Origin of the sequence: Ralstonia mojiangensis (genome assembly GCF_023955645.1) — a bacterium.
In the GTDB taxonomy this organism is placed as follows: Bacteria; Pseudomonadota; Gammaproteobacteria; order Burkholderiales; family Burkholderiaceae; genus Ralstonia; species Ralstonia mojiangensis.
Genome location: NZ_JAMXHU010000002.1, coordinates 710,142 through 731,375, shown reverse-complemented (window position 1 = coordinate 731,375; position 21,234 = coordinate 710,142). Strand labels below are relative to the sequence as shown.

Genomic DNA, 21,234 nt, shown 5'->3' with positions numbered 1-21,234 from the left:
TGCCGATGCACGGAGTGTCCGGCTTCCCGATCGATCAGTAAAATGAATTCAATTTCTGGATTGATTCACAACGCTGATGAAAATCGATACGCTGGGCGTGCAGGCATTTGTGGCGATTGCGGAGTGCGGCAGCTTTACGCAAGCCGCTGAAACCCTGCACGTGACGCAGACTGCGATCACGCAGCGCCTGCGCAAGTTGGAGGCGTTTCTGGGTGTCGCACTGGTGGAGCGCACCACGCGCCGGACCGAGCTGACGGAAATCGGTGAGCGCTTCCTGCCGCAGGCGCGGCGTCTGCTCAACGAGTTGTCCGATGCGCTCACGGAGATTCGCGAGACCGGCCTGAGCCAACGCGGCGACATCACGATCGCGTGCGTGCCGACGGTGGGCGTGCAATATCTGCCGCGCATCCTGCGCGCGTTCTCAGAGCACCGCCCGCACGATCGCGTGAAGATTCTCGACCATGCATCGGCGTCTGTGCTGCAAGCGGTGCTGCGGCGTGAGGCCGAGTTCGGCATCAGCATTGCGGGCGACCAGCATCCGGAGTTGGTGAGCGTGCCGCTGACGAGCGATCCGTACGTCCTTGTCTGCCGCGACGATCATCCACTGGCCAAGCGCCGCCGCATCCGGTGGCAAGCCTTGCAGCCCCACCCGCTCATCTTTGCCGGCGAGGTCAGCGGCAACCGCAGCCTGCTCGACGGCGCGCTCAAGGCGAACGGCGTGACGCTGCATTCGTTCTACGAGGTGCAGCGCAGTTCAACGGCGCTCGGGCTGGTGGCGGAAGGGCTGGGCGCGGCGGTGGTGCCGCGTCTTGCGCTTCAGAAGAATGCGTATCCGATGATCCGCACGGTGGAACTGGTCGAACCGGAAGTGTCGCGCACGCTGGTGCTCGTCACGCGCAAGGCGGCGCAGCTATCGCCTGCAGCGCGTGCCCTGTATGACCGGATCGTCGAGGGGGCAACACCGTCGACGTGATGCCGGCACAGACGGGCGGCCGTGTCTCACAGCGGCCCGTCTCATGCCATACGCAGCCATTCACGCGCTTGCGCCGTCCGTGGTGCTGGGGTAACGCGTATCGCCGCGCCATGCGAGCACATCGTGTGCGCTGGATTGCCGATCCGCGCCCTGCGCATACGGATCGAAGCGATCGTACTTCCACGACAGATAGCCATAGGTATCGGCCTGGCGGTCCGCACCTTGCGTGAACGGGTCCGTCTTGTCGACGGCGCCTTGCGTGTACGGATCGTACTTGGCCTGCGCGGCCGAGGCTGGTTGCGCGATGAACAGCGCGGCAGAAGCGGAAAGCGTGGCAAGCAAGGCCTGGGAAATGCGGCGGGTATGCATGGTGAACTCCTCGTGCGGTGAATGTGCCGCCGGAGGCGGCATCCCATCGGATCGCTGGCGGAGCGTGGCCGCCCGGATCCCACAGGTTGGTCGCGGTGCGCATGCAAACCTGACACTGCATCGACGAAAAAATTGCCGCACCAGCCTGTACCTGCAGATACGCAGCCCGTGCGGCAATGGATGCAGCCCTTGCGAAAAATGCGGACGCTGCTACGGCAGTTGCATCAAGCCGTGCACGCCCTGCCACCCCACGTAGAGCCCCACGAGGGCGATCAACACGCCAGAGAAGTACGGCGCCCTGCGTGCGAATTCACCAAAGCCGCCCCAGCGCCTGGAGACGTGTTTCACGCTCAGCGCGGCCAGCGCGCCAGACGCCACCAGCGTGAGCGCCAGCCCGATGCTGAAGCACAGCACCAGCGCTGCGCCCAGGGTGATCTTCTTGAGTTGCAGGCACAACAGCAGCACGGTGATCGACGCCGGGCAGGGAATCAGCCCGCCCGTGAGCCCAAACACGATGATCTGGCCGGTGGTCACTTCACGGTTGGCGAAGCGGCGGCGGATGTCGTTGGCGTGCGCGCGTTCGTGGGCGTCCTGGTATTCGGCAGATGACACATCGAGCCCGCTATGGTCGTGGTTGTGCTCGTGGTCATGCTCGGTGAACGTGACGTCATAGTCATGCCGATGGTGTTCGGACCCGAGCGACAGGCGCGCCACAAACGCGTGCGGCTCCGGAATGGATTGCTCCGATTCCAGAAAGCCGTCGCGCTGGACGAAGCGGAAGGTTTGCCGGCTGCCGTCGGGGCGCTCGGTCACGATCTGCACCTGCGCGGCCGACCATGCGGTGCCGCGCGTGCCTTCGCGCGTCAGCCGAAAGTGCGGCGGCACGCCGTCTTCGAAAATCGCCAATTGCACGACACCATGACCGGTGTCGATGCGCTGAACCTCGTCATGGCCATGATCGTGATCATGGTGATGATGGTCGTGGTCGTGCGCCGCGTGGGTACTGCGCCAGGTGCGCCACATCATCCACGCTGCCACGGCCACGATCAGCACGGCAGACACCACTTGAAAATACGGTTCGGTGGTTTCGGCGTTCCAGTTGCGGCCGAAGTACAGGCCAGCCATGGCCACCGCCCACACCACCGCCGTGTGCGACACGGTGGCCGACAGCCCGAGCAAGACCGCCTGCGTGAGCGTGCCGCGGATAGCAACGATGAACGCCGCCATCATCGTCTTGGAATGCCCGGGCTCCAGACCATGAAGCGCACCCAGCAGGATCGCACTGGGAACGAACAGCCAGGCGTTGCCTTGCTGCAGCAGGGTGGTGAAGGCGGTCATGGATGGCAGTCGATCAATTCGGGTAGGCGAAATATACTCCCCCCGAGTATAGTGATGCTACCCTCCCGCGTCATTTACACCACCTCGATATCCGACCCATGGCCCATACCATCCGCGACAAAGCCAAGCTGCTGGCGCGCGTGCGGCGTATCCAGGGGCAAGCCGCTGCGTTGGAAAAACAACTCGCCGACGAGGGCGATTGCACGGCCATCCTGCAGCAGATTGCGGCCATTCGCGGAGCGGTCAACGGGCTGATGGCGGCGGTCATCGAAGGCCACCTGACGGATCACGTGGTGAAGGAACCCGCCGAGGCGCAGCGCCAGGAAGATCTCGACACGGTGATGCAAGTGATCAAGTCGTACCTGAAGTAGCGCGCCGCCCTTGCGCCATGCGCACGATGCCGATACGCTGCTCGAACGCCATCGGCCAATTCTGATTCTTCGATTCTCCGAATCTTCGTCTTCATGTCCCGACTTCACGCCACCCTCCTCGCCGCCGGCCATCGCGCCCGCGTGGATGACGTGTGCGTGCAGCCCGGGCCCTTCCCTCCTCCTGTCGTGTCTTGGGGCTACGACGCGATCGGCGCACAGCCGCCGCCGCTTCCGCCCGCTCTCGGCTGATTCTCAGCCGCTTCGTTTCCGGTTGACCTGAACCAGGCTCGGGCACACGCCCGAGGCAGGCGCTCGCCTGCGCGCCGGAACCCGACATCTCTTTTCGACAGGTGAGTGGTATGCGTTCCATGCAAGCCGCGCTAGCAGGGTCCGGCGCGACGGTTCTATTCGTGCTGCTGTGGAGCAGCGGCGCAATCTTTGCGGAGATCGGGGTGCAGCATGTCCCAGCGTTCGCGTTTCTGGTTGGGCGCTTTGCGCTCGCGTCTTTGGTGCTGGCGGGGCTTGGCCTCCGGCGGGGACGGTGGTGGCCGGCGCCGGGGTCACGCCTGAAGGTGGCGGCCACCGGTGCGTTGCTGACTGGCGGCTATTCGATCTGCTATCTGCTCGCGCTGGACCGCGGCCTCACGCCCGGGTTGCTGGCTACGGTGCTCGGCGTGCAGCCGCTGCTCACGCTGCTGGCGACCGAGCGCACGTGGTCTGTTCGGCGCATGGCGGGCCTCGTGCTTGCGCTGGGCGGCCTATCGCTCGTGGTGGGCGGGGCCGATGCGCAGCAGGTGCCGATGGCCGGTCTCGGCTATGCGCTGGCCGCGCTTCTCTGCATGACGGTTGGCGCCATCGGCCAGAAGCGGCTGAACCAGTCGCCCATCGCTACGCTGCCGTTGCAGAACGCGGTGAGCTTCGTGCTGTGTGTGGGGTTTGCATTGGCGCTGCCCGCGCAATCACTGGCATTCACGCCGAACCTGCCGGGCATCGCCGCTTTGTTGTGGATGGGCGTGGTGATGTCGGTGGGGGCGCAGTTGCTGTTCTACCGGCTCATGCAGCGCGGCAACCTCGTCAACGTGACAAGCCTGTTCTACCTCGTGCCAGTGGTCACGGCGCTCCTGGATGATCTTGTGCTGGGGCATCGCCTTGCGCCCGTTGCAATGGCGGGGATGGCGATGATTCTGCTGGGGTTGGCGGTGGCGTTTCGGGCGCGGCGGTAGATCGGTGTGCGGTTGCCGCTAGGCGGTCGGCAACCGCACCGTCGCCCGCAATCCGCTGGCACCACCACTGGCCTCGCCCAGTTCGACCTCTCCGCCGAGCCGTCGCACTACGGTGCTCACAATCGACAGGCCAAGCCCCGAGCCGGTCGCCTCGTTGCCGAGCACACGGTAGAACGGGTCGAACACGCGTGCGTGCTCGTCGGTGGGGATGCCGGGGCCCGTGTCCTGCACGGCAATCGACACAACGCGCGCGTCATTGGCTACCGACAGGTCGATGCGTCCGCCTTCCGGCGTGTAGCGGATGGCGTTGTCCACGAGGTTGCGTACCACGACGAAGAGATCGAGTTCGTTGGCATGTACGTGCGCATCGGCTTCAGAGGTGACGCCCACGTCGAGCTGCTTGGCGTCGGCCAGCGGCATGAGGTCTTCGAGCACGCTGCGGAACACGCGCTGGACGGAGACGGTGGCCGTCGGCACGCCAGTGGCCTCTTGCGCACGTGCCAGGGCCAGCAGTTGTTCGAGCAGCCCGCGGCTACGTTCGATGCCCTGGCGCAGCGTGCCGAGCCGCTCCTGCGCATCGGGCGACATGGCGGCCTGGCCGAGCCGTTCGGCCTGCAGCGACAGCGCAGACAGCGGCGTGCGCAACTCGTGCGCGGCATCGGCGACGAAACGGTGCTGTGCATCCATGGACTGCTGCACGCGCGCAAGCAGCCGGTTGATGGCCACCACGAACGGGCGCACCTCATCGGGCACGGCTTCGGGCGCGATGGCATGCAGTTGGCGCTCGTCGCGTTGGTCCACCTCATGCGCGAGCCGCTTGATGGGCGAGAACATCTTGCGCAACACGTGTGCGACAGCCAGCAGAAGGATCGGCACGAGGATCAGGAACGGCATCAACGTGCGCAGAGCGCTGTCGCGGGCGGTTTCGTCGCGCACGGCGGTCTCTTGCGCCACGGCGATACGCTTGCCGTTGGCAAGCGTGCGGACCCACACGCGGTAGTCGCGCTTGCCCAGGCGCGCGGTCTGCATGCCGTCGGCCAGCACGGGCATGTTGGCCGCCGGCAAACCGTCGGCCGGCGGCAACACCTGGACGATCACGCGAGCCTCTTTGTCCGAGACCTTGGGGGCATCGGCCGGGTTGCCGGGGGCGGGCAGATGCGCGAGGTCGAACATCGCCCCCACCTGACGCAAGACGTCGTCCTGCAATTCATACGCTTCGCGGAAGGCCGAGGCAAACGCAAAGCCGCCGGCCAGCACGGCCACCGCCACGATGATCACCGACAGCCACACCGACAGCCGCCGCTGCACGGATGCTGCCGTAGACGCGGCCGCTGTCATTGCCCCCTGGGCACCATCCATCCCACCCCCCTGACGTTCTTGATGGCCTGCGCGCCGAGCTTCTTGCGCAAGGCGTGGATGAGAAATTCCACCGCGTTGCTTGCCACCTCATGGCCCCAGCCGTAGATGCGCTCTTCCAGCTCTGTGCGAGAAAGAATGGCGCCAGGCCGCAGCATGAGCGCCTGCAGCAACGCGAACTCGCGCGCGGACAGGCGGATCGGCTCGGCATCGCCCATGCGCGCTTCGTGTGCGGCGGGGTCGAGCGTCAGCACGCCATTGGTGAGCACGGGGCTCGCTGCCCCGCCCCTGCGTCGCAGGACGGCGCGCATGCGGGCGAGCAGCTCAACCATCTCGAAGGGCTTGAGGATGTAGTCATCCGCGCCACCGTCGAGGCCGCGCACGCGCTCATCCACCGCATCGCGCGCGGTCAGGATCAGCACAGGCACAGCGTTGTCGCGGGCGCGCAGGCTGCCGAGCACCGCGTGGCCGTCCTTTCCTGGCAGGCCGAGATCGAGCAGCAGCAGGTCGTAGTGTTGATGCGCGGCCACGTCCAGCGCCGTCTGGCCGTTGCGTACCCAGTCCACCGCATAGGCGGCGTCTTGCAGCGCGGCTTGCACGGCCGCGCCAATCATCGGGTCGTCTTCAACGAGGAGCACTCGCATGCAGTGTCGGGTGAACGGTCAGGCAGATTGCAGCGCGCCACGCCGCGCCTGCCAACTCGTAAAGGCAATGGTGATGAGCAGGATCGCCAGTAGCACGGCCGATGCACCCGCCGTGCCGAGGTTCAGCCCGCCCGCGCTGACGGGTTTGGTCAGCAGGTCCCCGCCCGTGGCACCCAGGGGCCGGGTCAGCACAAAAGCCATCCAGAACAGCGCCACGCGTGAAATGCCGGTCAGATAATACGCCGCCGCAATCAGCGCAATCGCCCCGGCAATGAGCAGGGCGCCGCCCGCAAAACCCAACCCCGAAGAATCGGCCAGGAAGTCGCCCAGCGCCGTGCCCAGCGTGTTGGACACGAGGATGGCGCACCAGTACAGCAACTCCTGCCCGCTGCTGCGCACGTGCGTGACCGACAACGACTTCTGCGTCACCTTCCAGTAGATGAGCACAGCGCACAGCAGGCTGGCGAGGATGGCGGCGCCGGTGGCATAGCCCAGGCCCAGCGTGCGGTCCATGAAATCCGACAGCGTGGTGCCCGCCGTGCTGGTGGCGAGGATCACCGCCCAGTAAAGCAGCGGGTGATACGTCCTGCTGCGCAACTGGGCGCCAAGCGTGACGAGAAAGACGCCGATCAGCAGCACCGAACTGGCGGCGTAGCCGATCTTGAGCGTCATCGAGAGCAGATCGCCCGCGGTTTCCCCCAGCGTGGTGGCGCTGATCTTCATGATCCAGAACGCCAGGGTGATTTCGGGCAATTTGCTGCGCGAGGCGGCGGGCTCGCGCGTATGCGTATGTGTGGAGAGGGTCATGCGGATTCTCCAGAGAGGTGGAGGGAGATTCCGCACCAGTCTGCCGAGGCAGACTTAGATGATCCATAGCCGCCCGGTGGCCGATGCCTTACTGCGCCAGCCGCCGCAACTTCCATTCCCCGCTCGGCTGCTTGCACAGCCATGCCGTCCACTGTTCCTTGCTGCTGCCGCGTGCCAGCTCGCTCTGCAAGCGGCGGCACGATTGCCCTGCGTCGGTCTTGGATTCCAGCGGCGTGATGGTCGCGTCAATGGCGGGTTGCCTGCCTTTGGCGGGTGATGTCCATTGCGCAGGCGTGTTGTCTGCGGTGCTCTTCAGCACATCGCCAATGGCCTTGGTAAACGACTTCAACTCCGTCGGGCTCATCGAGCCGATGATGGTGCTGGCCAGCACGTTACGGAAATAGGCGAAGGAAGGCGTGGCGGCAGCAAACAGCGCAGCACCCGCGAAGGCGAGTGCAAGACGGCGGCGATGCGACATGGGTCCCCCAGGATGTGACGAAAAAGATTCTTCATCCTAGACCATGCCGCATCGGCCTGTGGCGGCAATGCGCGCTCAGCCGCCGAGCTTGTCGAGCAGGCTGTACCACGCCACGCCCGCCGCAATGTAGAAGCGCTGCAACCCATGCAGCGGGATTGGCGTGATGGGCGACACGGGATACGGAAACGCCTCTCCACTGCCCGCAAGCCGTGCGGCGATGTGCTGGCCAAGACTGGTGCACAGCGCGATGCCGCGCCCGTTGCAGCCCAACGCCATCGTGATGCCAGGCGCGGGCTCGTGGATGTGCGGCATGAAATCGCGCGTGATGGCGATGCGGCCCGCCCAGCGGTACTCGTATTCCAGCGGGCCGAGTTGTGGAAAGAGCAGCTCCAGTGAGCGTTCGAGGTGTGCGAAATCCTGCGCGTCGCGCGGCTCGGAAAAGAAGCCGCGTCCACCCATCAGCAGGCGCCCGGCTGCATCTTTGCGGAAATACAGCAGCAGCCGTTGCGATGTGGAAGCCGTTTCGCCGCGCGCCAGGATGGCTTGTGCATCCGCCGTCTTGAGCGGCTTGGTCGCAACGATGAAGCTGTTGGCAGAAAGCACCGTCTGTGCCAGGCCGGGCCACAGCGAGCCGGTGTAGCCATTGGTGGCGATTACCACGCGCTGTGCACGCACCACGGCGCCGGTGCTGGTGGTGGCGATCCACTGCGCGCCCTGTCGCTCCAGCGCCGTTACGGTGGTCTGCCCGTGCACGGCGGCGCCGGCTTGCTGTGCGGCGCGCACCAAACCGCGCGCATACGCCATCGGCTGAATGCCGCCCGCGCGGCCGTCGAGCCACGCACCTGCAAACGCCTCAGTGCCGACCCGGCGCGCGACGGCGGCGCGGTCGAGCATTTCTACCGGCACGCCGCGTTTTTCCCACTGCCGTGCGCGCGCATGCAGCGCCGGCACGGCCTTGTCCGAATACGAAAGCTGCAGCCAACCCGCGCGCACGGGCTGGCAGTCGATGCGGTGCCGGTCGATCAGATCGAACACCAGATCGGCGGAGCGTGAGATGGTGTCGATCAACGGTTCGGCACGCGCCGCGCCGAACAGGCTCACCAATTCATCGGGGTCATGCTTGAGCGTGGGATTGACCTGCCCGCCGTTGCGCCCGGAAGCACCCCAGCCCGGCTCGTTGGCCTCCAGCACGGTGACCTGCGTGCCGCGCTCGGCCAGATGCAGCGCGGTGGAAAGTCCCGTGTATCCACCGCCGATGACGAGCACATCGGTGGTGATCGATTCCATCAACGCAGGCGTGGGCGGCGCAGCGGGTGCTGTGGCGGCCCACAGCGACGGCGGCAGCGGCTCGCCGTTTGCAGCCATGTCGAGTTGCTGCTGCGTCATGGCACGAGGTCCCCGGCGGGAGCATCGGCGGGTTTGTGCAGCACGCGGCGCAGAAAGTCCTGCGTGCGCGGCTGACGCGGGGCGCCCAGCACTTGGGCAGCCGGCCCCTCTTCGACGATGGTGCCGCTGTGCAAAAAGCACACGCGGTCCGCCACCTCGCGCGCAAAACCCATCTCGTGCGTCACGACGATCATCGTCATGCCTTCGCGGGCGAGGGCGCGCATCACCTCCAGCACATCGCCGACAAGTTCGGGGTCGAGCGCTGACGTGGGCTCGTCAAACAGCATCGCCTCGGGTTCCATCGCCAGCGCGCGGGCAATCGCCACGCGCTGCTGCTGGCCGCCGGAGAGCTGCGCCGGATACGCCTGCGCCTTGGCGGCGAGGCCCACCTTCTCCAGCAGCGCCATCGCCTTGGCACGCGCCGCTTCGGGGCGTTCGCCTTTGACGTAGACGGGGCCTTCCATCACGTTTTCCAGCACGCTGCGATGCGGGAACAGATTGAAACGCTGGAACACCATGCCCATGCGGCTGCGCAGCGTGTGGATGGTTTTGCTGTGTTGATCGACGCGTTCGCCAAAGGCCCGGATCTCGCCGCCGTCGTACGACTCCAGCCCGTTGATGCAGCGCAGGACGGTCGACTTGCCCGACCCAGACGGGCCGATCAGGCAGACGACCTCACCCTTGTCCACATGCAGGCTCACGCCGCGCAGCACGTGGTGCTCGCCAAAGTGTTTCTGCAGATCGCGGATTTCGATCATGCTCATCGTTTGGCCCTCCCTGCGCCCAGGCGGTGTTCCAGCTTGCGCAGGCCGAACACCAGCGGCAGGCTCATCACCAGATACAGCAGCGCCACCAGCGTGTAGACCGTCATGTTCTGGAACGTGGACGAGGCGATGAGCTGCCCCGCGCGCGTCATTTCCGCCACCGTGATGGTGGACACCAGCGACGAATCCTTGAGCATCATCACCAGCGTGTTGCCGTACGGCGGCAGCGCAATGCGAAACGCCTGCGGCAGGATCACGCGCCGCATGATGAGCGTGCCGCGCATGCCCATGGCCTGGGCGGCTTCGCGTTGGCCGGGGTCCACAGCCTCGATGCCGGCGCGGAAGTTCTCGGCCTGATACGCCGAATACGCAATGCCCAGCCCGATCACGCCCGCCTGGAACGCCGTGAGCTGAATGCCGATGTCCGGCAGCACGAAGTAGATGTAGAAGAGCTGCACGATGATCGGCAGCCCGCGAATGATGTTGACGATGGTCGCCCCGGCCGTAGACACGGCCTTGACGGGCGACAGACGCATCAGCGCGAGCCCCAGGCCGATCACGCTGCTGAGCAGGAACGACAGCACGGTCACCTCAACCGTGACCACCGCCCCTTTCAGCAGGATCGGCAGGAAGTCCTGCGCGTTCTCAAGAAACGTTGCAACACTCATGGCGCATCACCGATCCGAAATCAGATGCCCCACTTCTTCACGATGGCATCCAGCGTGCCGTCTGCCTTGATCTTGGCGATGGCCTTGTTGAGGCGGTTGAGCGTTTCGGTATCGCCCTTGCGCACCACCAGGCACACATCGCCCACGTTGGCGGGTTTGTAGCCGGCAGCGAGCTTCACACCCTGGAAGGCGTGCTGGCGAATCTGGTACGCGATGATCGGCTGATCGCCCAGGCCGGCCTTGATGCGGCCCAGCGCCAGGTCGCGCGTCATGTCGGCCACCGAGTCGTAGCTGCGCACTTCTTTGAAGATGCCCTTCTTGTTGAGCATGTCGAGGAACACCGTGCCCACCTGCGCGCCGACCACCTCGCCTTTCAGATCATCGAGCGTGGCGTAGTTCTTGGCGTCGTCAGCCTTGACGATCAGGCCCTCGCCGTACGAGTAGACCGGGTCGGAGAAATCCACCACCTGCGCGCGCGCCGGCGTCTTGAGCATCGCCGCCGAGATGATGTCGATCTTGTTGGACGTGAGCGACGGAATGAGCGCCGAGAACACCGTCTGCTGCACGTTCACGTTGAAGCCGCCCGCCTTGCCCACGGCCGTCACGGTGTCGACCATCATCCCCTGGATGGAATTCGTCTTCACGTCCAGAAACGTGAACGGCACGCCCGTGGCTGTGGCGCCGACGTTGTAGGTGGCCGGCGCGCCCTGCGCCCAGGCAAACGATGCGGTGCCGAGCATGCACAACGCCAGTGCAGCGCGACGGAAGGTGGTGACAACAGACATGGCAATCCTCCAGGCAACGGAAAAAAGACGCACCCCGAACGCGCATGCACGGGGAATGGCTCAACGTGATGCAATGCTTGTGCCAATATTCGAACGTATCGAATCGATAAATAACTATGGAAAACCACTAATCGACGTATACGAATCGATATGCGATTCTTTGCCCGTTGATTTGCCACTGAGCCGCCACTTGTCATGACCGACGCTGCTGAATCCGCCGACGCCCCCGACCTACTGTTCAACCAGTCGCTGGAGAAAGGGCTGGCCGTGCTGGGCGCCTTCAACGCGCAGCGCCGCACCATGACGATTGCCGACGTGGCCGCTGCGGCCGGCATCAACAAAAGCTCCGCGCAGCGCATGGTCTACACGCTCGAGCAGCTTGGTTACCTGCGCAAGCATCCGCAGACACGCCGCTACCAGCTCACCCCCGCAGTGATGAAGATCGGCTTCAACTACCTGGCCGCCGACACGCTGATCGACGTGGCCAATCCGTTCCTGGCCGAACTCACGAAGATGACCACCGAAACCTCGTGCCTGACCGAGCCTGATCAGGACGAGATGGTGTACGTCGCCCGCTTTGTGAGTGCGCACTTTGTGCCGGTGCACATGCCGATCGGCAGCCGCATTCCGATGTATTGCACCGCGTCGGGCCGGGCCTACCTGAGCGCCCTGCCGATGCCCGAAGCGCAAGCCATCGTCGAGGTGTCGCAGCGCGTGGCGCACACCATGCACACGCGCACCGACGTGGCCGACATCATGGAAACGCTGCGCCTGGCGCGCCAGCGCGGCTACGCCACCAACTGCGAAGAACTGTTCCTCGGCGATATGACCATCGCCGCGCCCGTCGTCAGCAGCAACGGGCGGCCGCTGGGGGCAATCCACCTTGTTGCGCCCACCGGGCGGTGGACGGCGGAAGAGATGGAAACGAAGCTGGGCCCCGCGCTGCTGCAATGCGCGCGGGCGATCAGCACGTCGGTGCGGGCGCTGGGATAGCGCGGCGCGCGGCAGAGTTGAGCAGCACGCCGCCCACCACCATCAAGCCTTGGGCGCCTTCACCAGCAGCACCGGGCATTCGGCATGCGCGAGCACCCGCCCTGCCACCGAGCCCATCAGCGCCTCGACGAACACGCCGCGCCCGTGCGAGCCCATGACGATGGCCGCGGCCCCTGCATTTTGTGCGTGCTGCACGATGCGCTCCGGCGGAAAGCCCACCAGTGCGTGCCGCTCGAACGGCACGCCAGCCGCACCCAGGATCGCGCAGACCGATGCCATGGCGCCGGTGCTTTCCTCCGCGTACCAGGCGTCGACCTCTGCCTTGCCGACGAGCGATTTGATGTCGCCCGAGAGATCCGGCATGCAGTGCACCACATGCACCGTCACATCGCTGCCGAAGAGGGTCTTGTCGGCAATGCAGCGCGCTGCCGCATCGGAATAGGCCGATCCGTCCGTTGCCAGTACCAGGGTTTTCATGTGGCCTCCTTGCCATGTCTGCGGCCGCGCAGTGTGCGCGGCCGGCGTCTGCTTCCAACGTAAGCGCTGCTGAAAGCCACGCGTTGATACGAGTCAACGTAAGCGCTGTGGTGCGGTCACCCGGTCAGCGTTTGCACAGGAAGGCAGGCAGAATGCACAGATTGACCCGGATTTCGCGCCCCACATGACGACCACGCCCTCCCTTTCCGATTACCCGCTGCACTCGACCGACAAACTCCGCTACGGCGACACCGACCGGCAGGGCCACATCAACAACGCCGTCTTCGCCACGTACCTGGAAACGGGCCGCGTAGAGATGCTTTTCACGCCCGACAATCCGCTGGCCGCGCCCGGCTGCGAGTTCGTCATCGCGCAGCTTGTGCTCGACTTCCGCAGCGAGATTCTCTGGCCCGGCTCCGTGCAGATCGGCACGCGCGTGGCAAGCGTCGGTCGCAGCTCGGTCAAGCTGGAGCAGGCCATCTTCCAGAACGGCCGCTGCGCCGCCACGTCGCAATCGGTGATCGTGCAAATCGACGTGGCGACGCGCCAATCGAGCCCCATTACCGACAGCGCCCGCCAGCGCCTTGCCGCGCTCACCGCCGCCCCTGCCGGCGCAGAAGCGGAGTGATGCGCGCTGTACGCAAACGTCCGCCCACAGAAAATTTTTAACTTTGATTGCACTTCCACCGCTTGCCGGTGGGAAGATGGCTCTCCCGTTCAATCACGCGGAGGTGACCATGGGACTGTTGGATGAAGTGGGCAAGATCGCCGGCGCCGTCGCCGCCGTTGAAGCCGCCGAGAAAGTCGATCCGGATGCCGGCCTGCTGACCAAGGCAGTTGCCGCAGTCGCCGGTTTCAAGGGCGCGGGCGCGCTGGAAGAGATGATCGAGAAGAAGGACGAAGCCAAGGCCGAAGGCGCCGAGGCAGCTCCTGAAGATGGGGCTGCGCCGCAGGCTTGATTGGCTTGCAGGCTCAAAAGGATTTGGGGGACCCCGCCGGTTGGCGGGGTTTTTGTTTTGTCTACAGCGTTGACGAATCAGGAAAACACGGCGAGTCCGTGCTTCTGCACCAGCTGCAGGAGGCGTGCAGCCATGCCGCTAGGTTTTTTGTCACCTTGCTCCCACTGACGCACTGTCGAAGCAGTGGTGTTCAGATATGCAGCGAACACACTTTGGCTGACGTTCACAGATTTACGGATGCGCGCGATTGCCTTCGCATCGAATTCCGGCACGGGCTCTATGCACAGGTCGTCGTACTCACGCATGGTTTTCTTGTCGATGAGCTTGGCGCGATACAGGTCCGAGGCTAGGCTGTGAATGGCCTCAGATGCGTCGCTCTTGAATCGTGTCTTAGTCATTGCAAATTTCCACCAGTGCTTGCAGTTCGACCAGCGAGTCAATCTCTGTGTCTCGCAGTTTGCCCAAATTTGCGGCAACTTTTCGGAAGTCCTTCAGTTCACGGTCATTGATGTTCTCTCGGTCGCTCTTGGCGAACAGAAAGACAAAGAACCAAAAATGGCCAATCTTGTTCACCACGATGCCGCGCCTGCGGTTCTGGTCGAGACGCTTCTTCCATACATTGCCGCCGAGATCGTCGCCCATGCCCTGCATTAACTGTCTTGCCGCGCGGCATAGTTCCACGTCGGTAATACCTGCGACTTTCGCTGCTCTGTTGAACCACTTGGTTTTGAAAATGCGCGGCGTGCGGGACGTCATGCTGCTCCGATGAGAACTAAATATACCACTTGGTGGTATAGATCTAGATGCCTCGTGAATGAGGGATAGCGCGCAAACTTAGCGAGCAATGTGAGCCATCGCTATCGGAATTGTCCGCAACCCAGGGCGGAGCGCTTCCTTGGGAAGACTGTGGCCATATAATCCCCACCGTCACCGCACCAACGGTGACTGGGTTTCGCAGCCCATTTCCCCTCCAGACGGACAGCCGCTTCCGAGCGGCGTTTTCATGTCCGGTGCTTGCGCACGCCTATGCTTTCTGCGGCGGGCCGGGCAGGGAGACCTTCGGGTCTGCCGGCGAGCTGGAGTGGGCCGGTCTGCGAACCCTGTCGTCAGGCCCGCCACCCTCGTTCGCAGCGAGGGCCGGGTCTCCTTCAATCCACTCCAGGAGGCCACATGGCTACCGCACTCAGCGGGCATCGCCCCGCGTCTTACCCTTCCCCACCGCCTTGGCGCTGCAGGCTTCCCACGCAACCGGGAGGTGCCGCATGTCGCTGACCAAAAACCGCCTCTACCTGGATGGCGCGGTGTCAGCGCGCGCGTTTCTGTGCCGCACGCACAGCGTCATGCGCGACCCTGGCCATTGCCGGCCCGGCAGGCTGCGCGAGCAGCTCACGTACTTTTCGGAACACGCGTATCCGCTGGCATTCGTGAAAGGCTTTATCGATGCCATCGACGCGTATCTGTCGATGTCGCTCGGGGGGAGCGACGTGGATCCGCACACGTGGGAGGTGTTGGCCGCCATTGAGCGCCGGCGGGTTTCCGCCGCATAAGAACAGTTGGACCCATCCCCGAGACGGGCGGGGATGCCGGCACCACGCCGCAACATCGTGGAATGCGCTGTGGCATGCTGGGCCCTCACATTTGAGGCGGACACAGCGGGAGCCATCTTGAAGCTCGATCACATTGCCTTCGTCGCGCAAACACTTGAGCAGGCGCAGGCCTATGCCGCGCAGCGGTTTGGCGTGGCGCTGCCCGCAGGCGGCAAGCATCCCTTGATGGGCACGCACAACCTCGTCACGCGGATTGCGCCCGGTGTGTTTCTGGAGTTCATCGCCATCGACCCGGAGGCTGCGCCGCCCAACAGGACGCGCTGGTTTGCGCTGGACCGCCTGACGCGGGAAGGCACATTGGAAGAGGCGCCCCGGCTGTTTGGATGGGTCGCGAGCCTTCCTGATCTGGCGCGCAACACGAGCGAATCACCGCAGCACGAATTGCTCGAAGTGACGCGTGGCGATTTGCGATGGCACTTCTTTCACCGCAGCGACGGTGAAGCGGAAGCGGGCGGTTGCTGGCCCGCACTCATCGACTGGGCGAGCGGCCAAAGCCCGGTCGACCGGATGCAGGACGTGGGGCTGCGCCTGAACCAATTCCAAATCGCACATCCAGAGATGCAGGCCATCCGCGCAAAGCTTCAGGGGCTGGGGTGGGATGCTTCCGAACCGGAGAACCGATCTGTCAAATTGACCGATGCGGCGCGGCCGGGATTGACGCTCGTGCTCGATACGCCGAATGGGCGCGTGCAGATCGAAGGCGGCGGCCTGTAACCGCGAGCCACGGGTCAGGCGGCGCGCCGCTCCGCCACGCGCTGCCGCGTAGAGAACCCGTCGCGCACGCACTGCCCCAACGCCAGCGCCGCTGCACTCGCGCCTTGCGCAGGCAGCAGCAGGCTGATCGCAAACATCGGCAGTTCCGGCAGGCCGGCTTCGGGGCCGAGGATGTCGAGGTCCGCCGGCACCGTCGGCGTCAGCCATGCCGTGACGGCTAGCCCGGTGCGGACCGTGGCGGTGGTCGCTTCAATGTTGCCGCTCTCGAACACCGTGCGCCATTCAATGCCCTGCTCGCCGAGCGCCTTGAGCACGCGGGCGCGGAAGGCGCAGCTCTCGTCCACCATCGATAGCGGTAGCGGGCGCTTCGCATGCACGTTGCCGCCGCGCGGGCCGACCCATACCAGACGTTCCACGCAGAGGCATTCACCCGTGGCTTCGTCCACCGGCGCTTCGACCACGGCGACGTCCAGCTCGCCGCGCGCAATGCTCTCCGCCAGCTCGGGTGAGGTGCCGCAGACGATGGTCAATTCCACCGACGGCCACGCTTCGGTAAACGCCTTGAAGATCGGCGGGAAAACGGTGCCGACCAAGTCGTAAGGCACGCCCAGGCGCACCGGGCCCTGCAGCGGACGCGCGGCCATGTCGGCCCAGATTTCGTCGTTGAGTGCGAGCAGGCGTTTGGCGCGACCTAGGAACCGTTCGCCCGCGTGGGTGAGTTCCAGCCGCCGGCCGTCGCGCTCGAACAGGCGGCATTCGAAGGCGTCTTCGAGCCGCTTGATCTGCTGGCTGATGGCGCCCTGCGTGAGGTGTAGCGCGTTGGCGGCCACCGTCATGCTGGCGTTTTCGGCTACAGCAATGAAGGTGCGGACGAGGGTGATGTCGAGGTTCTTGGCCATCGAGGCATTCTAGATGCTAATGGATTGCATCAAAAACCTTCGATTTGCTAATGGTTTTGCCCGCTCTACAGTGGGCCATCCGTCATCAACCGAAGAGTGCCGCCCATGGCCGTCGAAGCGTTTTCCTCCATCGCGCCGCTGGTGTTGTTTGCCGTGGTGTCTACGGTGTCGCCGGGCGGGGCCACGACGCTGGCGACAGCCTCGGGGTCGCAATTTGGGTTTCGGCGCTCGATTCCGCTCATGGTGGGCATTGCCGTCGGGCTGGCTTCGTTGGCAGCGGGTGCGGCCGCGGGCTTGGCCGGGTTGCTGATGGCTGCGCCGTGGCTGCTGCTGGTGATGAAGGCGGCGGGCTCGGCCTATCTGCTGTGGCTGGCGTGGAAGGTAGTGCGTAGCGGTCCGCCCAATCTCAATGCCGCCGCCACGGTGCCGACCACGCTGCTGGGCGGTGCCTGCCTGCTGTGGCTGAACCCCAAGGGCTGGGCGATGGCGCTGGGTGCGGCGGCTTCGTTTGCAATGCTGGCGAGCGGCCCGCTGCAACTGGCGGCGCTGCTGGGCGCGACCTTTGGGTTGGCTGCGCTGGCGTCGCTGTCGCTGTGGTGCGCGGCCGGGATCGTGCTGGCGCGGCTGTTGAAGACGCCGCGCCAGTGGCGTGTGCTCAATGCGGTGCTGGGCGTGCTGCTGGCCGTCTCGATCGTGCCGATGTGGCAGCCGTGATTGGGTGGTGATTGGGTGCCGGTCGATCAGCGCACCAAGAGCTTCATCATCGTCTCGAACGTCTTGCCGTACGGCGCACGGAACAGGCCCAGCCCGTTGATGGCCGATTGCCGGAACACCGGCTTCATCTTCGAGAACCGCTCGAACCCGTGGATGCCGTGGTACGCGCCCATGCCGCTGGCGCCCACGCCGCCAAAGGGCAGGTCGTCTTGCGCTACGTGCAGCAGCGTCTCGTTGATGCACACGCCGCCGGCAATCGTGCCGGACATCACGCGGTCGACCGTGGCGCCATTGCGCTCGAACAGGTACAGCGCCAGCGGCCGTGGCCGGGCGTTGATGTAGTCCAGCGCTTCGTCCAGCGTGCGATACGGCACCAGCGGCAGCAGCGGGCCGAAGATTTCTTCCTGCATCAGGCGCATTGCCTCGGTGCCGCCCGTGATGAGCGCAGGCGGAAACTGGCGCGTGCCTTCGTCGGACACGGCGTTGGTCAGCGGCAGCACCTGCGCGCCCTGCTCGCGCGCCTCGTCGGCCAAGCCGGCCATGCGCTGGAAGTGGCGTGGGCTGATGAGCGTCGTGTAGTCGCTGTTACGTGCCATGTCGGGGTACATCTTGCCGACCAGCTTGCGCGCCGCATCGATGAAGCGCTGCTCGGTGCCGGCGGGCAGCAATACGTAGTCGGGCGCCACGCAGGTCTGCCCTGCATTGAGCAGCTTGCCGACCAGCGTGCGCTCCACCGCGCGGTCGAAATCCGCATCCGGCCCAATGATCGTGGGCGATTTTCCGCCCAGCTCCAGCGTGACCGGCGTGAGGTTGTCGGCCGCGGCGCGCATGACGTGGTGGCCGACGTTGGTGGAGCCCGTGAACAACAAGTGATCGAACGGCAGCCGCGAGAACGCCTCGGCCACTGCCGCATCGCCATTGATGACGCGCACTTCATCGGCGGCAAAGTTGCGCTCGATGAGGTCGGCAAACAGCGCGGAAAAGCGCGGCGTGTATTCCGACAGCTTGACCATTGCGCGGTTGCCCGCCGCCAGCGCAGACACCAGCGGCCCGATGGTCAGATAGATCGGGTAATTCCACGGCACGACGATGCCCGCCACGCCCAGCGGTTGCGGAATCAGCCGCGTGCTGGCGGGCCGGAACCACAGGCTCACGCCCCGGCGCTGCACGCGCATCCAGCGCTTGCCGTGCGACAGCGCGTGCTTGATGCCGTCCACGCTCGGGAAGATTTCCAGCAGGTCGGTCTCTTGCCGCGAGCGGTTGCCGAAGTCCGCACTGACGGCCTGGGCGATGGCCTCGCGGTTATCCATGACAAGGCGCTTGAGGCGCATCAGGCGGTCTCGGCGCACGGGCCAGGTGGGCAGCATGTCGGCCTGGTGGGCGGCGCGCATGGCCTCGAAGGTCTGCTGCATGCGCAGCATGTGCGGGGCGGGCAGGTCGGCAGGCTGCATCGGGGGCTCCTGGCACGGTGGGCGGATCGGTGCAATTGCAAAGCAGTATGGTCGCCAGCCGCCCTTGCGACGGCCTGATACGGCCTCGCCGTGTGCGGCATGCCCGGCCTGCGTGGGCGCACGCAACCGTATGCCAGCGCGCAATTGCTGCGTTGCAATATCCCGCCGTTGGCGTCGGCTTGAGGGTTTGGGGGCTGCCTCTCGTCGGCTTGTTGCATGACATCGAACGATGCCTCTAATGCGGGTAAGCCCGGTCGTTTGAAACAACCCGGCACGCCTAGGATGTGAGTTCGTGACCGGCAATAAGCCGGCGGCGTCGCTCGCCCATTAGAAAACCATCCGGAGACACCCATGGCCACCGAATCGCAGACATCCGCGCTCACTTTTGACTACGTCATCGTCGGCGCAGGCTCAGCCGGTTGCGCGCTTGCCAGCCGGCTGACCGAAGACCCGGACGTGACCGTCGCGCTGCTGGAGGCTGGGCCGCACGATCATCATCTTTCCGTCTGGGTGCCGGCCGGATGCGCGGCGTCGCTGCCGTTCAAGAACAAACGCAACTATGGGTTCCAGACCGTGCCGCAAGCCGGGCTGGGCGGGCGTCAGGGCTATCAGCCGCGCGGGCGGGGGCTGGGTGGCAGCTCTTCGCTCAACGCGATGATCTACATCCGTGGCACGCCCAGCGACTACAACCACTGGGCGGCGCTCGGCTGCACCGGCTGGAGCTGGAGCGATGTGCTGCCCTACTTCAAGCGCTCTGAGGGCAACGAGCGTTTTGCCGGCCGCGATGACGACGCACTGCACGGCGGCACCGGCCCGCTGCACGTGAGCGACCTGCGCACCGGCAACCCAATCGCACAACGCTTCGTCGATGCCGGCGTGGCAGCAGGCTACCGCCGCAACAACGATTTCAACGGCCCCGATCAGGAGGGCGTCGGCCCATACCAGGTCACACAATACAACGGCGAGCGTTGGAACGCCGCGCGCGCCTACCTGCATGGCGGGGACAAGGCTGACGCCACCTTCAGCCGCAACCGCCGCCAGCTCACCGTGATGCCCGACACGCAGGCCCTGCGCATCGTCTTTGAAGGCAAGCGCGCGGCTGGCGTGACAGTGGAGCGCGGCGGCCGTACCGAAACGCTGCGCGCGCGCCGCGAGGTGATCGTCTCATCGGGGGCGTTCGGCTCGCCGCAGTTGCTCATGGCTTCGGGCGTGGGCCCGGCGGAGCATCTGCGCTCGCTCGGCATTCCGGTCGTGCACGACCTGCCAGGCGTCGGCCAGAACCTGCAGGACCACCTCGACATCATCCTGCACAAGAAAGTCTTCAACCTGGATCTGATCGGCTATTCCGCGCGCGGCAGCGCCCACATGCTGGGCGAGATCCTGCGCTACCGGCGCGAGCGTCGCGGCATGCTGGCGACCAACTTTGCCGAAGCCGGCGGCTTCATCAAGAGCCGGTCCGATCTGGCCGATCCCGATCTGCAACTGCACTTCGTGGTCGCCATGGCTGACAACCACAACCGCACGTTCAACTACGGCCACGGCTATTCGTGCCACGTGTGCGTGCTGCGCCCGAAGAGCCGCGGCGAAGTGCGCCTGGCCTCCGCCGACACGCGCGACGCACCGCTGATCGACCCGCGTTTCTTGTCTGACCCCGACGACATGAACGGCATGCTTGCCGGCTTCCGCGCCGTGAAGAGCATCTTCGCGCAGCGTCCGTTGGCTGACCTTGGCGGGCGCGAGCTGTATTCCGGAAACATCCGCGGCGATGGCTCCGACGACGAAGCCGTCCGCGCCCTGATCCGCCAGCACGCCGACACCATCTATCACCCCGTCGGCACCTGCAAGATGGGCAGCGCCGACGACGCCATGGCTGTGGTCGACCCGGAACTGCGCGTGCGCGGCCTCACAGGCCTGCGCGTGATCGACGGCTCGGTCATGCCGACGCTCATCGGCGGCAACACCAACGCCCCGATCATCATGATCGCCGAGCGCGCCGCAGATCTGATGCGCCAAGGCGGACGCCCGACGCTGAACGTGGTGAGCAGCATCCCGGCGCAGGCAGCGCCGGCCGAGGTGCACTGAGCAACAAGACACATCTGGGCGCCAACGCACGCACACCAACGGTGTGGCCTTTGACGTAACTGCCCTAGATGGCGCCTTGAATTTCTGTTGCAGAGAGGAAAAAGGAAGGGAAACTGTCTGAGCGCAGCGAGTTTTTCCCTTCCCCTCTCTGCGACATAAATTCAAGGGGAAGTCGC

At 65.2% G+C, this 21,234-nt stretch carries 25 protein-coding genes; 10 read left to right on the top strand and 15 right to left on the bottom strand.

The window, feature by feature from the left end:
* The first annotated feature begins 76 nt into the window (after positions 1–76).
* Positions 77–973 (top strand): LysR family transcriptional regulator, encoded by an 897-nt coding sequence (locus NG898_RS10175; protein WP_252692190.1) that lies wholly within the window; start codon positions 77–79, stop codon positions 971–973.
* A gap of 60 nt (positions 974–1,033) precedes the next feature.
* Here the strand turns inward: NG898_RS10175 and NG898_RS10170 are convergent, their stop codons facing one another.
* A complete protein-coding gene (locus NG898_RS10170; protein WP_252692189.1) occupies positions 1,034–1,342 on the bottom strand; it encodes a hypothetical protein in 309 nt (102 codons plus the stop codon).
* A gap of 210 nt (positions 1,343–1,552) precedes the next feature.
* Positions 1,553–2,680 (bottom strand): nickel/cobalt efflux protein RcnA, encoded by a 1,128-nt coding sequence (locus tag NG898_RS10165; protein ID WP_252692188.1) that lies wholly within the window; start codon positions 2,678–2,680, stop codon positions 1,553–1,555.
* A gap of 98 nt (positions 2,681–2,778) precedes the next feature.
* On the opposite strand from NG898_RS10165, the gene NG898_RS10160 reads away from it, so the two are divergent.
* Positions 2,779–3,051, top strand: a complete 273-nt coding sequence (locus tag NG898_RS10160; protein WP_252692187.1) for a metal/formaldehyde-sensitive transcriptional repressor — start codon at positions 2,779–2,781, stop codon at positions 3,049–3,051.
* A 359-nt stretch (positions 3,052–3,410) separates the two neighbouring features.
* Positions 3,411–4,274 carry a DMT family transporter gene (locus tag NG898_RS10155; RefSeq protein WP_252692186.1) on the top strand — a complete coding sequence of 288 codons (864 nt, stop codon included), beginning with the start codon at positions 3,411–3,413 and terminating at the stop codon, positions 4,272–4,274.
* Between the two features lie 18 nt (positions 4,275–4,292).
* Here NG898_RS10155 and NG898_RS10150 read toward each other — a convergent pair whose 3' ends face one another.
* From NG898_RS10150 to NG898_RS10115, 8 genes are all read right to left on the bottom strand, one after another.
* Positions 4,293–5,633: an ATP-binding protein gene (locus NG898_RS10150; RefSeq protein WP_420803690.1), complete on the bottom strand. Its 1,341-nt coding sequence runs from the start codon at positions 5,631–5,633 to the stop codon at positions 4,293–4,295.
* Complete coding sequence (locus tag NG898_RS10145) at positions 5,609–6,274, bottom strand: response regulator (RefSeq protein WP_252692184.1); 666 nt, start codon at positions 6,272–6,274, stop codon at positions 5,609–5,611. The genes NG898_RS10150 and NG898_RS10145 overlap by 25 nt, the downstream gene beginning before the upstream one ends.
* 18 nt (positions 6,275–6,292) lie before the next feature.
* Positions 6,293–7,081 (bottom strand): COG4705 family protein, encoded by a 789-nt coding sequence (locus NG898_RS10140; protein WP_252692183.1) that lies wholly within the window; start codon positions 7,079–7,081, stop codon positions 6,293–6,295.
* An 88-nt stretch (positions 7,082–7,169) separates the two neighbouring features.
* Positions 7,170–7,559, bottom strand: a complete 390-nt coding sequence (locus NG898_RS10135) for a hypothetical protein (protein WP_252692182.1) — start codon at positions 7,557–7,559, stop codon at positions 7,170–7,172.
* A 75-nt stretch (positions 7,560–7,634) separates the two neighbouring features.
* Positions 7,635–8,945 (bottom strand): NAD(P)/FAD-dependent oxidoreductase, encoded by a 1,311-nt coding sequence (locus NG898_RS10130; protein ID WP_252692181.1) that lies wholly within the window; start codon positions 8,943–8,945, stop codon positions 7,635–7,637.
* The gene (locus NG898_RS10125; RefSeq protein WP_252692508.1) at positions 8,942–9,703 is read right to left on the bottom strand and encodes an amino acid ABC transporter ATP-binding protein; all 762 of its coding nucleotides are present in this window, start codon (positions 9,701–9,703) and stop codon (positions 8,942–8,944) included. Before NG898_RS10125 ends, NG898_RS10130 begins: the two co-directional genes overlap by 4 nt.
* A gap of 2 nt (positions 9,704–9,705) precedes the next feature.
* Positions 9,706–10,377, bottom strand: a complete 672-nt coding sequence (gene ehuD, locus NG898_RS10120; protein WP_252692180.1) for an ectoine/hydroxyectoine ABC transporter permease subunit EhuD — start codon at positions 10,375–10,377, stop codon at positions 9,706–9,708.
* Positions 10,378–10,397: 20 nt separating this feature from the next.
* Positions 10,398–11,162, bottom strand: coding sequence for an ABC transporter substrate-binding protein (locus NG898_RS10115; protein WP_252692179.1), 765 nt, complete (start codon positions 11,160–11,162; stop codon positions 10,398–10,400).
* Between the two features lie 195 nt (positions 11,163–11,357).
* On the opposite strand from NG898_RS10115, the gene NG898_RS10110 reads away from it, so the two are divergent.
* Entirely contained in the window at positions 11,358–12,155 is a 798-nt protein-coding gene (locus tag NG898_RS10110; protein ID WP_252692178.1) for an IclR family transcriptional regulator, read from the top strand.
* 42 nt (positions 12,156–12,197) lie between these two features.
* On the opposite strand, the gene NG898_RS10105 is transcribed toward NG898_RS10110, so the two are convergent.
* Complete coding sequence (locus tag NG898_RS10105) at positions 12,198–12,632, bottom strand: universal stress protein (RefSeq protein WP_252692177.1); 435 nt, start codon at positions 12,630–12,632, stop codon at positions 12,198–12,200.
* A gap of 184 nt (positions 12,633–12,816) precedes the next feature.
* Here NG898_RS10105 and NG898_RS10100 point away from each other — a divergent pair, with 184 nt between their 5' ends.
* The gene (locus tag NG898_RS10100; RefSeq protein ID WP_252692176.1) at positions 12,817–13,260 is read left to right on the top strand and encodes an acyl-CoA thioesterase; all 444 of its coding nucleotides are present in this window, start codon (positions 12,817–12,819) and stop codon (positions 13,258–13,260) included.
* A gap of 109 nt (positions 13,261–13,369) precedes the next feature.
* Positions 13,370–13,591, top strand: a complete 222-nt coding sequence (locus tag NG898_RS10095; protein ID WP_009239453.1) for a hypothetical protein — start codon at positions 13,370–13,372, stop codon at positions 13,589–13,591.
* 77 nt (positions 13,592–13,668) lie between these two features.
* Here NG898_RS10095 and NG898_RS10090 read toward each other — a convergent pair whose 3' ends face one another.
* Positions 13,669–13,989 carry a helix-turn-helix domain-containing protein gene (locus tag NG898_RS10090; protein WP_102080461.1) on the bottom strand — a complete coding sequence of 107 codons (321 nt, stop codon included), beginning with the start codon at positions 13,987–13,989 and terminating at the stop codon, positions 13,669–13,671.
* Entirely contained in the window at positions 13,982–14,347 is a 366-nt protein-coding gene (locus tag NG898_RS10085; RefSeq protein ID WP_045205197.1) for a type II toxin-antitoxin system RelE/ParE family toxin, read from the bottom strand. Before NG898_RS10085 ends, NG898_RS10090 begins: the two co-directional genes overlap by 8 nt.
* 506 nt (positions 14,348–14,853) lie before the next feature.
* Here NG898_RS10085 and NG898_RS10080 point away from each other — a divergent pair.
* Both NG898_RS10080 and NG898_RS10075 read left to right on the top strand, forming a co-directional pair.
* Positions 14,854–15,138, top strand: coding sequence for a hypothetical protein (locus tag NG898_RS10080; protein WP_252692175.1), 285 nt, complete (start codon positions 14,854–14,856; stop codon positions 15,136–15,138).
* A gap of 117 nt (positions 15,139–15,255) precedes the next feature.
* The gene (locus NG898_RS10075) at positions 15,256–15,912 is read left to right on the top strand and encodes a VOC family protein (protein ID WP_252692174.1); all 657 of its coding nucleotides are present in this window, start codon (positions 15,256–15,258) and stop codon (positions 15,910–15,912) included.
* Positions 15,913–15,926: 14 nt separating this feature from the next.
* On the opposite strand, the gene NG898_RS10070 is transcribed toward NG898_RS10075, so the two are convergent.
* On the bottom strand, positions 15,927–16,811 hold the full coding sequence (locus NG898_RS10070; RefSeq protein WP_252692173.1) for a LysR family transcriptional regulator: 885 nt from the start codon (positions 16,809–16,811) through the stop codon (positions 15,927–15,929).
* 105 nt (positions 16,812–16,916) lie between these two features.
* On the opposite strand from NG898_RS10070, the gene NG898_RS10065 reads away from it, so the two are divergent.
* Positions 16,917–17,525, top strand: coding sequence for a LysE family translocator (locus tag NG898_RS10065; protein WP_252692172.1), 609 nt, complete (start codon positions 16,917–16,919; stop codon positions 17,523–17,525).
* 26 nt (positions 17,526–17,551) lie between these two features.
* Here the strand turns inward: NG898_RS10065 and NG898_RS10060 are convergent, their stop codons facing one another.
* Complete coding sequence (locus tag NG898_RS10060) at positions 17,552–18,976, bottom strand: coniferyl aldehyde dehydrogenase (RefSeq protein ID WP_252692171.1); 1,425 nt, start codon at positions 18,974–18,976, stop codon at positions 17,552–17,554.
* Between the two features lie 351 nt (positions 18,977–19,327).
* Here NG898_RS10060 and NG898_RS10055 point away from each other — a divergent pair, with 351 nt between their 5' ends.
* The gene (locus tag NG898_RS10055) at positions 19,328–21,058 is read left to right on the top strand and encodes a GMC family oxidoreductase (RefSeq protein ID WP_252692170.1); all 1,731 of its coding nucleotides are present in this window, start codon (positions 19,328–19,330) and stop codon (positions 21,056–21,058) included.
* The last annotated feature ends 176 nt before the right edge of the window (positions 21,059–21,234 follow it).

Bases quoted from the DNA above. Each gene is read 5' to 3' on its own strand.
- NG898_RS10175 (WP_252692190.1), top strand. From the start codon at position 77: ATGAAAATCGATACGCTGGGCGTGCAGGCATTTGTGGCGATTGCGGAG.
- NG898_RS10170 (WP_252692189.1), bottom strand. From the start codon at position 1,342: ATGCATACCCGCCGCATTTCCCAGGCCTTGCTTGCCACGCTTTCCGCT.
- NG898_RS10165 (WP_252692188.1), bottom strand. From the start codon at position 2,680: ATGACCGCCTTCACCACCCTGCTGCAGCAAGGCAACGCCTGGCTGTTC.
- NG898_RS10160 (WP_252692187.1), top strand. From the start codon at position 2,779: ATGGCCCATACCATCCGCGACAAAGCCAAGCTGCTGGCGCGCGTGCGG.
- NG898_RS10155 (WP_252692186.1), top strand. From the start codon at position 3,411: ATGCGTTCCATGCAAGCCGCGCTAGCAGGGTCCGGCGCGACGGTTCTA.
- NG898_RS10150 (WP_420803690.1), bottom strand. From the start codon at position 5,633: ATGGATGGTGCCCAGGGGGCAATGACAGCGGCCGCGTCTACGGCAGCA.
- NG898_RS10145 (WP_252692184.1), bottom strand. From the start codon at position 6,274: ATGCGAGTGCTCCTCGTTGAAGACGACCCGATGATTGGCGCGGCCGTG.
- NG898_RS10140 (WP_252692183.1), bottom strand. From the start codon at position 7,081: ATGACCCTCTCCACACATACGCATACGCGCGAGCCCGCCGCCTCGCGC.
- NG898_RS10135 (WP_252692182.1), bottom strand. From the start codon at position 7,559: ATGTCGCATCGCCGCCGTCTTGCACTCGCCTTCGCGGGTGCTGCGCTG.
- NG898_RS10130 (WP_252692181.1), bottom strand. From the start codon at position 8,945: ATGACGCAGCAGCAACTCGACATGGCTGCAAACGGCGAGCCGCTGCCG.
- NG898_RS10125 (WP_252692508.1), bottom strand. From the start codon at position 9,703: ATGATCGAAATCCGCGATCTGCAGAAACACTTTGGCGAGCACCACGTG.
- ehuD (WP_252692180.1), bottom strand. From the start codon at position 10,377: ATGAGTGTTGCAACGTTTCTTGAGAACGCGCAGGACTTCCTGCCGATC.
- NG898_RS10115 (WP_252692179.1), bottom strand. From the start codon at position 11,162: ATGTCTGTTGTCACCACCTTCCGTCGCGCTGCACTGGCGTTGTGCATG.
- NG898_RS10110 (WP_252692178.1), top strand. From the start codon at position 11,358: ATGACCGACGCTGCTGAATCCGCCGACGCCCCCGACCTACTGTTCAAC.
- NG898_RS10105 (WP_252692177.1), bottom strand. From the start codon at position 12,632: ATGAAAACCCTGGTACTGGCAACGGACGGATCGGCCTATTCCGATGCG.
- NG898_RS10100 (WP_252692176.1), top strand. From the start codon at position 12,817: ATGACGACCACGCCCTCCCTTTCCGATTACCCGCTGCACTCGACCGAC.
- NG898_RS10095 (WP_009239453.1), top strand. From the start codon at position 13,370: ATGGGACTGTTGGATGAAGTGGGCAAGATCGCCGGCGCCGTCGCCGCC.
- NG898_RS10090 (WP_102080461.1), bottom strand. From the start codon at position 13,989: ATGACTAAGACACGATTCAAGAGCGACGCATCTGAGGCCATTCACAGC.
- NG898_RS10085 (WP_045205197.1), bottom strand. From the start codon at position 14,347: ATGACGTCCCGCACGCCGCGCATTTTCAAAACCAAGTGGTTCAACAGA.
- NG898_RS10080 (WP_252692175.1), top strand. From the start codon at position 14,854: ATGTCGCTGACCAAAAACCGCCTCTACCTGGATGGCGCGGTGTCAGCG.
- NG898_RS10070 (WP_252692173.1), bottom strand. From the start codon at position 16,811: ATGGCCAAGAACCTCGACATCACCCTCGTCCGCACCTTCATTGCTGTA.
- NG898_RS10065 (WP_252692172.1), top strand. From the start codon at position 16,917: ATGGCCGTCGAAGCGTTTTCCTCCATCGCGCCGCTGGTGTTGTTTGCC.
- NG898_RS10060 (WP_252692171.1), bottom strand. From the start codon at position 18,976: ATGCAGCCTGCCGACCTGCCCGCCCCGCACATGCTGCGCATGCAGCAG.
- NG898_RS10055 (WP_252692170.1), top strand. From the start codon at position 19,328: ATGGCCACCGAATCGCAGACATCCGCGCTCACTTTTGACTACGTCATC.